The sequence below is a fragment of the Bacteroides xylanisolvens XB1A genome (genome assembly GCF_000210075.1).
Lineage (GTDB): Bacteria > Bacteroidota > Bacteroidia > Bacteroidales > Bacteroidaceae > Bacteroides > Bacteroides xylanisolvens.
The window spans coordinates 4,263,836-4,277,116 of the sequence record NC_021017.1 but is presented as its reverse complement, the minus strand read 5'-3'; the positions used below and the strand labels follow the sequence as shown (position 1 = coordinate 4,277,116).

At 53.7% G+C, this 13,281-nt stretch carries 9 protein-coding genes and 1 pseudogene; 8 read left to right on the top strand and 2 right to left on the bottom strand.

Features of this window, described 5'->3' with window-relative positions; all coding sequences use genetic code 11:
* Window positions 1-8: 8 nt before the first annotated feature.
* Complete coding sequence (locus tag BXY_RS16350) at window positions 9-302, bottom strand: helix-turn-helix domain-containing protein (protein ID WP_015532457.1); 294 nt, start codon at window positions 300-302, stop codon at window positions 9-11.
* Between the two features lie 208 nt (window positions 303-510).
* Here BXY_RS16350 and BXY_RS16345 point away from each other — a divergent pair, with 208 nt between their 5' ends.
* The 6 genes from BXY_RS16345 (at window position 511) to BXY_RS16320 (ending at window position 11,429) form a co-directional block, all read left to right on the top strand.
* Window positions 511-867 (top strand): helix-turn-helix domain-containing protein, encoded by a 357-nt coding sequence (locus tag BXY_RS16345; protein WP_015532456.1) that lies wholly within the window; start codon window positions 511-513, stop codon window positions 865-867.
* A 3-nt stretch (window positions 868-870) separates the two neighbouring features.
* Complete coding sequence (locus tag BXY_RS16340; RefSeq protein WP_009016627.1) at window positions 871-1,221, top strand: helix-turn-helix domain-containing protein; 351 nt, start codon at window positions 871-873, stop codon at window positions 1,219-1,221.
* Between the two features lie 19 nt (window positions 1,222-1,240).
* Window positions 1,241-2,830: a DUF4099 domain-containing protein gene (locus BXY_RS16335; protein WP_005944293.1), complete on the top strand. Its 1,590-nt coding sequence runs from the start codon at window positions 1,241-1,243 to the stop codon at window positions 2,828-2,830.
* A gap of 59 nt (window positions 2,831-2,889) precedes the next feature.
* Complete coding sequence (locus BXY_RS16330; protein ID WP_005944290.1) at window positions 2,890-4,980, top strand: type IA DNA topoisomerase; 2,091 nt, start codon at window positions 2,890-2,892, stop codon at window positions 4,978-4,980.
* 163 nt (window positions 4,981-5,143) lie between these two features.
* Window positions 5,144-5,596 (top strand): DUF1896 domain-containing protein, encoded by a 453-nt coding sequence (locus BXY_RS16325; RefSeq protein WP_005944286.1) that lies wholly within the window; start codon window positions 5,144-5,146, stop codon window positions 5,594-5,596.
* Window positions 5,586-11,429, top strand: a complete 5,844-nt coding sequence (locus BXY_RS16320) for an N-6 DNA methylase (RefSeq protein ID WP_015532455.1) — start codon at window positions 5,586-5,588, stop codon at window positions 11,427-11,429. Before BXY_RS16325 ends, BXY_RS16320 begins: the two co-directional genes overlap by 11 nt.
* Before the next feature lie 186 nt (window positions 11,430-11,615).
* Here the strand turns inward: BXY_RS16320 and BXY_RS23625 are convergent.
* A pseudogene (locus BXY_RS23625) lies at window positions 11,616-11,895 on the bottom strand (DUF418 domain-containing protein); the annotation flags it as partial.
* Between the two features lie 118 nt (window positions 11,896-12,013).
* Here BXY_RS23625 and BXY_RS16310 point away from each other — a divergent pair.
* Window positions 12,014-12,391: a nuclear transport factor 2 family protein gene (locus BXY_RS16310; protein WP_005944282.1), complete on the top strand. Its 378-nt coding sequence runs from the start codon at window positions 12,014-12,016 to the stop codon at window positions 12,389-12,391.
* An 11-nt stretch (window positions 12,392-12,402) separates the two neighbouring features.
* Entirely contained in the window at window positions 12,403-13,260 is an 858-nt protein-coding gene (locus tag BXY_RS16305) for a GNAT family N-acetyltransferase (protein WP_005944281.1), read from the top strand.
* Window positions 13,261-13,281 lie beyond the last annotated feature (21 nt).

Sequence of the window (13,281 nt, the reverse complement as noted above, 5' to 3'; positions counted from 1 at the left end):
AATAAAAATCATTTTCCGCCGGGATAGAGCGTGCCGACAAGCGGAATGAGCCTTTTGACCTCCTCCGGCTTGTAATAGAACCTGCGGTTAATCTGCGAGTAGCCGATAAGCCGCCTGTCGCGCAAGGTCTGCAACGTGCGCGGGCTGATCCTCAACTGCCCGCAGACCTCCTCGCCCGTGAGCCACCTTTCCATCCGCCCGCCGTCGCTCCTGCGCCTAAGGGTGGCTACCTTCTCCGCGAGGGCGTTGAAGGACACCACCATCATCTCGAAGGTCTTTTTCTCGATAGATACTATTTCCATAAGCAAAACATTTCAGAGTTTGCCGCAAAGGTAACGAAGCCGCCATGAACACGCACCGTTTCCCGCTAAAAGGCAGCTTGTTGCGCCGTCTGTCCGGGTTACGGAGCCATTATCCATAAAAATCTTACGTGAGCCACGTAGTGAGCTGTTAAAGCCCCTTTGGTTTATTGCCGAATTTTGCCGCAGAAACCAAAAGAAAAGACTGAATATGAAAGTGATAACGATGGAAAGTTCCGCCTTCACCGCATTGACGGAACAGATAGCCGAGATAGCGGCACACGTGCGTGCCGTTTCCGGCGGGAGGAAGGAAGAATCCCCCGACAGGCTGCTCACCACCCGCGAGGCGGCGCACCTGCTGAACGTGAGTTGCCGCACCCTCCAGCGCATGCGCAGCGAACAGCGCATCGCCTATGTCGTGCTGCGCGGCAAGTGCCGCTACCGGCAGTCGGAAATCGACCGCCTGCTCGAAGACAGCACCATTACGGGTGATGCCGCGACCCCGGAACAGATGAAACGCAACCACACGCTGCGCACGGGCGGCAAACCCAAAGGAAGGAGGACGTAGGACATGGAACTGCTTACCCGCAACAATTTCGAGAACTGGATGCAGAAAGTTATGGAACGGCTCGACCGTCAGGACGAGATGCTGCTCTCCATGCAGCCGTCCGGCAAAGCCCCGAACCCGATGGACGGGATCAGGCTTTTCGACAACCAAGACCTGTGCATGCTGCTCCAGATCAGCAAGCGCACCCTGCAACGCTACCGCAGCATCGGCGCATTGCCCTACAAGACGCTCGGCAAAAAGACCTATTACAGCGAGGCGGACGTGCTGACGTTCCTCTCCGAACATGTAAAGGACTTCCGCAAGGAAGATATAGCCTTCTACAAGGCTCGTATCCATAATTTCTTTCAAAAATAACCATTAAAACATTTTTCAGATGGCAAAGAAAAAAGACGAAAAGGACGTGCTGGTTGTCCGTGACGAGAAGACGGGCGAAATCAGCGTGGTAGCCGGGCTGAACGCCGACGGCTCCCCCAAGCGTATCCCCGCGAAAGCGGAGAACTCGCAGAGCTTCCTGCAATTCGACCGGCACGGCGACGTGCTGGACAACTTCTTCAAGAACTTCTTCCGCCAGTGCAAGGAACCCAGCCGCTTCGGTTTCTACCGTGTCGCGGCGGACCAAGCCGACAAACTGCTGGAGGTTATCAAGGACTTGCTGAAAGACCCCGACGGCAACAAGGAGATGCTTGCGCCCCACAAGGTGGACACCTCCGGCTACGAAAAGAAAGTACAGGAGGAGCAGTCCGCCGAAAAGCAGGAACAACCGGAACAGAAACAAGATGACGAACCTAAAAAACAGGAAGAAATGGAACAGAAAAACGAACAGAATCAGGAAAGCCCGCAACAGACGCAGGGCAACCGGGGCTACCAGCCCATCGACGAGAGCAAGATCAACTGGCAGGAGTTGGAGGAGAAATGGGGCGTGAAGCGCGACGACCTTGAAAAGTCGGGCGATCTTAACAGGATGCTCAACTACGGCAAGTCCGACTTGGTGAGGGTGTCGCCCAATTTCGGCGGAGAGGCTTTCGAACTGGACGCCCGCCTCTCCTTCAAGAAGGACGGCGAGGGCAATGTCAGCCTTGTGCCGCACTTCATCCGCAAGGAGCAGAAGCTCGACGAGTATAAGGAACACAAGTTCTCCGACGATGACCGGAAGAACCTGCGCGAAACGGGCAACCTCGGCAGGGTCGTGGACCTCGTGGACAGGGGAACGGGCGAGATCATCCCCTCGTTCGTCAGCATCGACCGCAAGACGAACGAAATCACGGATGTCCCGGCAAACAAGGTGCGCATACCGGAGCGCATCGGCAAGACGGAAATCACCAAGCAGGAGCAGGACATGCTGCGTGCCGGGCTGCCCGTGCGTGACAAGCTCATCGAGCGCAAGGACGGCAGGAAGTTCGTCACCACCCTGCAAGTGAACGTGGAGCAGCGCGGCGTGGAGTTCGTGCCGGGAACCGGCAGGTCGCCCCGTGCCGTCCAGACGCAGGAAACGAAGAACAACCCCGCACAGGGACAGGCGCAGGGTACGGAGAATGCCGCCAACACGCAGAAGGAGCAACGCCGCAACACGTGGACTAACGCCGACGGCAGCATCCGACCCATCAGCAAATGGAGCGGCGTGGACTTCACCGAGCAGCAGAAAGCCGACTACGTGGCTGGCAAAGCCGTGAAATTAGAGAACGTGACCGACAAGCAAGGCTTCCACGCCACGATGTACATCAAGTTCAATCCGGAGAAGGGACGCCCGTACCGCTACGACACCAACCCCGACAACGCTCAGAAGGTCGCCCCGTCCAACGAGAGCCGCACGCAGGTGGCGGTGAACAGCGAGGGCAAGACCAACGAGGCTACCAAGAACCTGAAAGAACCGTTGCGGAAGGGACAGACCGCCCCGAAGGACACCGCACAGCAACAGCAGCAGGAGAAGCCGCAGAAAAGAAACAATAAGGGCATGAAGATGTAATCCGGTGTCCGCCACTAAATCCGAAGTACCATTTGTAAAATTCAAAACGACAGAAGAATATGAAGACAATCATTGCAGAAAAGCCGTCTGTGGCACGTGAGATCGCCCGTATCGTGGGCGCGACAAAGAGAGAGGAAGGATATTTCGAGGGAGGCGGCTACGCCGTGACATGGGCGTTCGGACACCTCGTGCAGCTTGCCATGCCCGACGGCTACGGCATACGCGGCTTCGTCCGTGACAACCTGCCCGTCATCCCCGACACCTTCACGCTCGTCCCCCGCCAGACCAAGACGGAGAAGGGTTACAAGCCTGACAGCGGTGTGGCGGCGCAGATAAAGGTTATCGCCACCCTGTTCAACAGGAGCGAACAAATCATCGTGGCGACCGATGCAGGGCGTGAGGGTGAGCTTATCTTCCGATACCTCTACCATTATATCGGATGCACCACCCCGTTTGTGCGCCTTTGGATAAGCTCGCTTACCGACAAGGCTATCCGCGAGGGGCTGCGCAACCTCGAAGCGGGCGGCAAATACGACAATCTCTATCTTGCCGCCAAAGCGCGGAGCGAATCAGACTGGCTCGTGGGCATCAACGGCACGCAGGCACTCTCCATCGCCGCCGGACACGGCACATATTCCATCGGACGGGTGCAGACACCTACATTGGCAATGGTGTGCGCACGCTATTGGGAGAACCGCCGCTTCACACCCGAAGCCTTTTGGCAGCTCCATATCGCAACGGACGGCTGCGACGAAGGAACAGTGAAGTTTTCCTCTTCCGAAAAGTGGAAAGAGAAAGAGCCTGCGACGGAACTGTATGATAAGGTGAAGTCGGCAGGCACAGCCACCGTCACGAAAGCCGAACGCAAGGAGAAGACGGAGGAAACACCGCTCCTGTACGACCTGACGACGCTCCAGAAGGAAGCCAACGCCAAGCACGGCTTCACGGCGGAACAGACGCTTGAAATCGCGCAGAAGCTCTATGAGAAGAAGCTCATCACCTATCCGCGAACCGGAAGCCGCTACATACCCGAAGACATGTTCGCTGAAATCCCCAAGCTGCTCGCCTTCATCGGGGCTTTGCCCGAATGGAAAGGCAAGGTGCAGCCGAAAGCGCAGCCGACACGCCGCAGTGTGGACGGCGGCAAGGTGACGGACCACCACGCCCTGCTCGTCACTGGCGAGAAGCCGCTGTTCCTCTCCAAAGAGGACAGCACCATTTATCAGATGGTTGCCGGGCGCATGATTGAGGCTTTCTCCGAGAAATGCGTCAAGGACACCGCCACCGTCACGGCGGAATGTGCCGGAGTGGAGTTCACGGTGAAAGGCAGCATCATCAGGCAAGCCGGATGGCGTGCCGTCTATGGCGGGGAGGACAAGGAAGAAACCGCCATCCCCGATTGGCGGGAAGGCGACACGCTGACGCTGAAAGGCTGCTCCATCACGGAGGGCAAGACCAAACCCAAACCGCTGCATACCGAAGCGACACTGTTGTCGGCAATGGAAACGGCGGGCAAGGACATAGAGGACGACGCATTGCGTCAGGCGTTGAAGGACTGCGGCATCGGCACGCCCGCCACCCGTGCGGCGATTATCGAAACGCTCTTCAAACGCGGCTACATGGAACGCTGCAAGAAATCGCTTGTGCCGACAGAAAAAGGGCTTGCCCTCTACTCGGTCGTGAAGACGATGCGCATCGCCGACGTAGCCATGACGGGCGAATGGGAGAAGAATCTGGCACGCATCGAGCGCGGGGAACTGCCCGCTGACACCTTCCGCAGGGAGATAGAGGCGTACACACGTGAAATCACCTCCGAACTGCTCTCGTGCGACAAACTGTTCTCCCGCAGGGATTCCGGCTGCAAGTGTCCCAAGTGCGGGACGGGCAGCATGCAGTTCTACGGCAAGGTGGTACGCTGCGACAACGCGGAGTGCGGGCTGCCCGTGTTCCGCCTGAAGGCGAACCGCACCCTTTCCGACGACGAGATCAAAGAGCTGCTCACCGACGGGCATACGAAGCTGCTCAAAGGCTTCAAAAGCAAACAGGGCAAGAGCTTTGATGCCATAGTCGCCTTTGACGGGGACTATAACACGACTTTCGTGTTCCCCGAAAGGAAAACGAGCAGGAAATTTTCAGGACGGAAGAAATAGTATTACCTTTGCCACTGGTTCAGAGTAATGAATTGTTCTTCGATACCGGATTACACTCATACTTTGGATTTAGTGGTGGCACTCGGAGGGATACCGAGTGCCTTTTCTTTCTCCTTTCCAGACGATTATCCACGTCATTACCAATCCACTAAATTCCAAAGTAATGAACAACAAGAAGAAAAACGAGGGTCAGACCGACTTTTCCTATTACGGTCTGTACCTGCTGGACTACCTCCGCACGAACAGGTTTGAACAGGCTTCCGATGATGCCTTCATCCGGGAGCGTGCCGACCGTGCCGCCGAAACGTATGAGCGTGTGCGGCTCGAAGGCTATCCGCCCGAAGGGGCGCAGGAGTTGGCGATGGACACGCTCCTGCGGGGGCTTCGCTATTCCAAGTACGCCATCCTCCGCGAAGTCGTGGAAAACGAGTTTGCCAACGAAGTGCCGGAAAAGAAACGCGAAGCCTTCATCCGAAAGCTGCTGCCGCCTGTCGGTAATGTATTCTCCGCCTATGACCTTTCGGACGACAACTTCGCCCTGTCGCCCGAATACGACCTGCTCTACACGGAGCTGACGGGAGCCGCCGTCCTTTATATCGACGAGTATGGCGTTTAACCGCAAACAACGGCTGCGGGACAACATCGAGGCGATACGGACGGCATTCATCCTTGACAGGGAACGGAGGACGGCAACCGCCGAGGAACAAGCCATACTTCGGAAGTATTGCGGTTTCGGCGGATTGAAGTGCATACTGAACCCGGCAAAGGAACTGACGGATGCCGTGCATTGGGCGAAATCGGACCTCGAACTGTTTGCCCCTACGGTGGAGCTGCACAGGCTGGTGCGTGAAAACAGCAAGGACGATACGGAGTACAAGCGGTACGTGGATGCCATGAAGCAGTCCGTGCTGACCGCTTTCTACACCCCGCCGGAGATAACCGGCACTATCGCGGATGTACTGCATGAACACGGCATACGTCCCGATCGCGTATTGGAGCCGTCGGCGGGCGTGGGCGCATTCGTGGATGCCGTGCTGGAAAACAAGCCGGACGCGGATATCATGGCTTTCGAGAAAGACCTGATGACGGGCAAAATATTGGGATACCTGCATCCAGACCAAAAGGTAAGGGTGCAGGGATTCGAGAAGATAGAGAAGCCATTCACGGACTATTTCGACCTTGCTATCTCGAACATCCCGTTCGGCGACGTGGCTGTGTTCGACCCGGAGTTCACGGGCAGCCAAGACCCGGCAAGGCGTTCCGCACCGAAGGCAATACACAACTACTTCTTCCTGAAAAGCCTTGACGCGGTGCGTGAGGGCGGCATCGTGGCGTTCATCACCTCTCAAGGGGTACTGGACGCACCGTCCAACGCGCCCATACGCGAGTATATGATGCGTAATGCCAATCTGGTGGGAGTCGCACGCCTGCCGAACAACCTCTTCACGGACAACGCGGGTACGGAAGTGGGTAGCGACCTGATTATCCTGCAAAAGAACAGCGGCAAGAAACGGGAGCTGTACGATTATGAAGAGTTGTTCGTGCAGACGGAAAAGACACCGATAGGTAGTTTCCAGAACGGGTATGTCGGCAGCATCGGCATGATTCCCCACTCGGATCTGATAAGCGGCACAGACCCTTACGGGAAACCAGCCTATAAAGTCATGCACCGGGACGGCATCGAGCAAATGGCGGAGGATTTGCGGGAACATATGGATATTGAGCTGTATAAGTTGGACAAAAAGCTGTATGAAATGCACAGCCTGCATCCGGCACAGGGGAAAAGCACGGTGACAGAAACCATTTCCACACCGGTTGTCACTCCTGAGATACAGCCACGTCATGAAATGGCAGTGAAGCCCGAAGCGGCAACACCGCAGCCGGAGGAAGAAAAGTCGGAGATAGAGCCGCGCCGCCCCGATTATTCGGAGGGCGTGCAGCTCTCCCTGCTCGACCTCTGGGGCATGACGGAGGAAGTACGCAAGCAGGAAGCACCCGCCAAGAAGAAAAAGACGGCGAAAAAGGAAAGCCCGGCAAGGCGCATGCCTCCCAAACCGCAGGCGCAGGTTACGCCGAAGGTTACGACCGCACCGCCACAGCCGTCTGCCGCACCGCCGACGGAAAGCAGGGACAGCCATGAAACAAAGCCGGTGAGTGTCGCAGCCAAAGCCGATCCGGATGATATTTACGCTACTTTGGATTGGGACACCAATCCGCCCATCAACGGCTTCTATGAAATGATGATGGACCTCACGCCGGAGCGACGCAAGGAACTTCGCAGGCTGGCGGCACAGCATCAGGAGAAACGGCAGCATGTCCCGGACGTGAAAGCCGCGCCGGAGCAGGAAACACGGCAACCCGAAACACAGCCGGAAGTTGCCGCCATTCCTGTCGCTCCCGCAACGGAAGCGGCTGCAACCTCCCTTTTTCCCGAAATGGAAGCGGAAAAACCGAAAGAGGAAGCTCCCGACCTGTCGCCGCGTCCCTACCACCGCACGCCGGAAATGCACTTGCGTGAAGGCTCGTTAGTGGCTGACAGTGGGCGTCGTAACATCGGTTATCTGAAAGACATCACGCCTTACGGCGCGACATTCCAGCCGCTTGGACTGACAGGCTATCAGAAAGAGAAGGCGTTGCTGTATGTGTCGCTCCGTGACGCATACGAGCGTCTGTACCGTTATGAATCGAACAGGCGCGAGGAAAACCCGCAGTGGCGTGAGCATCTGAACACCTGCTATGACGAGTTTGTCATGCGCTACGGCAACCTCAACGCCAAGCAGAACGTGAAACTGGTGGTGATGGATGCAGGAGGACGCGACATCCTTTCGCTGGAACGTGCGGAGGACGGCAGGTTCGTCAAGGCGGACATTTTCGAGCGTCCCGTTTCCTTCTCGGTAGAGAGCCATGCCAACGTAAGCTCTCCCGAAGAGGCACTCTCCGCATCGCTCAACAAGTTCGGCACGGTCAATCTCGACTATATGCGGGAGATAACCGACAGTACGGAGGAGGGATTGCTTGACGCCCTCAAAGGACGCATCTTCTACAACCCGCTCGTAACCGGTTACGAGATAAAGGACAGGTTCATCGCCGGGAACGTGATAGAGAAGGCGGAACGCATCGAGGCATGGATGGGCGACAACCCCGAAAACGGGCGTATGCCGGAAGTGAAGCAGGCGTTGGAGGCTCTGAAAGAAGCCGAGCCGCCGCGCATCGCTTTTGAAGACCTCGACTTCAATTTCGGGGAACGCTGGATTCCGACGGGCGTATATGCCGCCTACATGAGCCGTCTTTTTGACACGGACGTGAAAATCGCCTACTCCGCAAGCATGGACGAATTTTCGGTGGCGTGCGGCTACCGCACCATGAAAATCACGGACGAGTTTTTAGTGAAGGGCTATTACCGGAACTATGACGGCATGCACCTGTTGAAACACGCCCTGCATAACACCTGCCCGGATATGATGAAGTCCATAGGAAAGGATGAACACGGAAACGACATCAAGGTACGCGACAGCGAGGGCATACAGCTCGCCAACGCCAAGATTGACGAAATCCGTAACGGGTTCTCGGAATGGCTGGAAGAGCAGTCGCCGCAGTTCAAGGAACGGCTGACGACGATGTACAACCGCAAGTTCAACTGTTTCGTGCGCCCGAAATATGACGGCTCACACCAGACCTTTCCGGACCTCAACCTCAAAGGGCTGGCAAGCAGGGGTATCAAGAGCGTCTATCCGTCGCAGATGGATTGCGTCTGGATGCTCAAACAGAACGGCGGTGGCATCTGCGACCACGAAGTCGGTACAGGCAAGACGCTGATAATGTGCATTGCAGCGCATGAGATGAAGCGTCTGAACTTGGCGCACAAACCGATGATTATCGGGCTGAAAGCCAATGTCGCGGAGATTGCCGCCACCTATCAGGCGGCATACCCGAACGCGCGGATTCTCTATGCCTCGGAGAAGGACTTTTCGACCGCCAACCGCGTGCGTTTCTTCAACAACATCAAGAACAACGACTATGATTGCGTCATCATGTCGCACGACCAGTTCGGCAAGATTCCGCAGTCGCCGGAGTTGCAGCAGCGCATCCTGCAAGCGGAGCTTGACACGGTGGAGGAAAACCTCGAAGTCTTGCGGCAGCAGGGCAAGAACGTATCGAGGGCGATGCTGAAAGGTCTGGAAAAGCGCAAGCACAACCTTGAAGCGAAGCTGGAGAAGGTGGAACACGCCATCAAGTCGCGCACGGACGACGTGGTGGACTTCAAGCAGATGGGCATCGACCATATTTTTATTGACGAATCGCATCAATTTAAGAACTTGACTTTCAACACGCGGCATGACCGTGTGGCTGGTTTGGGCAACTCGGAAGGAAGCCAGAAAGCCCTGAATATGCTTTTTGCCATCCGCACCATACAAGAGCGCACGGGTAAGGACTTGGGGGCGACGTTCCTATCCGGCACGACCATCAGCAACTCGCTGACGGAACTGTACCTGCTCTTCAAGTACCTGCGCCCGAAGGAACTGGAACGGCAGGATATCCGGTGCTTTGACGCATGGGCGGCTATCTTCGCCAAGAAGACGACCGATTTCGAGTTCAACGTGACGAACAACGTGGTGCAGAAGGAGCGTTTCCGCTACTTCATCAAAGTGCCGGAGCTTGCCGCCTTCTACAACGAGATAACCGACTACCGCACGGCAGAGGATGTGGGTGTGGATCGTCCGCACAAGAACGAGATACTGCACCATATACCGCCCACGCCGGAGCAGGAGGACTTCATTCAAAAACTGATGCAGTTCGCCAAGACGGGCGACGCCACGCTGCTCGGTAGACCGCCCCTGTCGGAAACGGAAGAGAAGGCAAAGATGCTGATCGCCACCGATTACGCACGGAAGATGGCTCTCGATATGCGCATGATAGACCCGAACTACGAAGACCACCCCGACAACAAGGCTTCCCACTGTGCCAAGACGATTGCGGAGTATTACCATAAATACGACGCGCAGAAAGGCACGCAGTTCGTGTTCTCGGATCTGGGGACGTACCAGCCGGGCGACGGGTGGAACGTGTACAGTGAGATAAAGCGGAAGCTGACGGAGGACTACGGCATACCGGCAAGCGAGGTGCGCTTCATTCAGGAGTGCAAGACCGACAAGGCGCGCAAGGCGGTGATAGACGCCATGAACGCCGGAACGGTGCGCGTGCTGTTCGGTTCCACCTCCATGCTCGGAACGGGCGTGAATGCGCAAAAAAGGTGTGTCGCCATCCATCATTTGGATACGCCTTGGCGACCGTCCGACCTGCAACAGCGTGACGGACGGGGAGTCAGGGCAGGCAACGAGATTGCCAAGCATTTTGCCGGGAACAATGTGGATGTCATCATCTACGCGGTGGAAAAGTCGCTGGACAGCTACAAGTTCAACCTGCTGCACTGCAAGCAGACGTTCATCTCGCAGCTTAAAAGCGGGGCGATGGGCGCGCGTACCATCGACGAGGGGGCGATGGACGAGAAATCGGGCATGAATTTCTCGGAGTACATGGCGTTGCTCTCCGGCAATACCGACCTTTTGGACAAGGCGAAACTGGAGAAGCGTATCGCATCGCTTGAAGGGGAACGCAAGTCGTTCAACAAGGGCAAGCGCGATTCGGAGTTCAAGCTGGAAGCCAAGACGGGGGAACTGCGTAACAACACGGCTGTCATCGAAGCCATGACGGAAGATTGGAACCGCTTTCTTTCCGTTGTGCAGACGGACAAGGAGGGCAACCGCCTGAATGCGGTCAAGGTGGACGGCGTGGATTCTACCGATGAAAAGGTTATCGGAAAGCGTTTGCAGGAGATAGCCAAGAACGCCACTACGGGCGGGCTGTACAAGCCTGTCGGGGAACTTTACGGCTTTCCGATAAAGGTGGTAAGCGAGAGGATACTCAAAGAGGGGCTGGAGTTTACCGATAACCGCTTCGTGGTGGAGGGAAACTACAAGTACACCTACAACAACGGGCATCTGGCGATGGCTGATTCGGTAGCCGCCGCACGTAATTTCCTGAACGCATTGGAGCGGATTCCGTCCATAATCGACCAGTACAAGGGAAAGAACGAGGTGCTGGAAAAGGAAGTTCCGCAGTTGCAGGAGATAGCGGGCAAGGTATGGAAAAAGGAGGACGAACTGAAACAGCTTAAGTCCGAACTTGCCGCACTTGACCGAAAGATACAGCTGGAACTTGCGCCGCCTACGCAGGAAGCCGACGAAAAAGAAAAGGATGGACAGGAGGTCAAGCCTGTTTCGGAAGGTGTACGGAGCATATCGCCACAACAAACTGATGATGCACCGCAGATACGCAGCCCGGTGAATGAGCGAAATCCAACGGGCAACATCATTGGCGACCATGTCATCATCGGACGACCGGGTTTTCAGTTAAAGAATAAAAACCGATCGAAAGGGATAAAAATTTAAAATTAGGAATTTTATATAAAATATTAATAGGGGCTATCCAAAAGGTCTAAAAGTAAATCATATCCCCTCTGCAAGTATCTGTAGGAGAGTGATTGCAAGACTTTCTTTCTTTTTGGGCAGCCTCTATTAAATTTATTTGCTCTTTCTTGATTTATGTTTATAAACATTATACCAAAAACATTCCAACTAACCTTGTTTATGTTTTGTCAGCCACCATTTGCACAACCATATTTGACTCCCAAAGAGAATGAATTCGATAAGATAACTTGCTGCATACCCACAATAAGGGGCTAAATAGAATACGAATGGGAAATAGATAACAGCACCGACAACAGATTGCGTTATGTAGTTGGTTAAACTCATTTTACCATAAAGCTGTAATGTGGAAACCGCTTTATTTGACACATTCCTTATGACACAATAATATGAACGAGAATATTTCTACAGAATCATCAGTAAAACAGAAAAAAATACTAATTTTGTTTTTGATGATCCTTCCAAAAGGAATTAGAAAAAATGTCTAATTCTAACTTATAGAGGAAAAAGCAACAATTAAATATTAAAGAATAAAAGATACGAAAAATATGACGCCAAAAGAGATACTACAAAAATGGATTGACTGCTTCAACGCCGCCGATGCAGTCGCTTTGGCAAACTTATACGCTCAGGATGCCATAAACCATCAAGTCGCAAACACCCCAGTTATAGGAAAAACAGCTATCCATGAAATGTTTGTAAATGAATTTGCAACCTCAAAAATGGTTTGTATTGTTGAGCATATATTCGAGGATGGAGAATGGGCTATCATGGAATGGAAAGATCCGCTCGGGTTGCGAGGATGCGGATTCTTTCATGTGCAAAACGATAAAATAGTTTTCCAAAGAGGTTATTGGGATAAGCTCAGCTTTCTCAAACAGCACGGTTTACCCGTAGAGAATAGTGATGAAAATCCAAACACATAACACCGTCCGATATGGGAATCATCATTCATTCTTTAGAGTCCGTTTCTTTCAAAGATTTGTATGCGGCATTCTCATCTGCATTCAAAGATTATGATTTCTCTTTGAATGCGGATGAATTGCGACGCATGCTCGACCGACGAGGATACAATCCACAACTATCTTTCGGAGTATTTTTCGAAGGACGGCTGATTTCTTTTGTGCTTAACGGAACAGGCATGTACAACAACATCTTGACTGCCTATGACACAGGGACGGGAACCGTACCTTCATTCCGGGGATTACACCTAACCCAAAAAATATTCACTTTCAGCCTCGAATTGATATGTCAACAAGGAGTTCGGCAATATGTACTGGAAGTTTTGCAACACAATCACAAAGCAATAAAAATATATCGCAAATTAGGCTTTGAAACACAGAGAAATTTCAACTACTACTCTGCCAAACTGAGCGATATTGTTCCTGTATTGCAAGTAAACCATACCGCATGTCGCATACTCCCATCGGATTTAAAAAACTGCCTTAACCAAACGGCCTGGTTCGATTTTCATCCTTCATGGCAAAATGACAGGGCTTCACTGGAACGCGGAATCGACAATTTGGACATATTGGGAGCTTATGAAAGAGAAGAACTTGTCGGATTTGTTATCTTTGAACCGGCATCTGGCGATATTTCATCCCTCGCAGTTGCAAAAGATTACCGGCGTAAAGGAATAGGCAAGTCTTTGCTTAAAAGTGCTGTCAGTCATTTTCAAAGCGATGTACTCAAATTTACTAATGTTGATTGCGATTGTGAATCAGTCACTGGTTTCTTGTCATCATTAGGACTTACCCCAAAAGGACAACAGTTTGAAATGGTCAGAAAAATTTAACCTACATTTATATGAATAGCC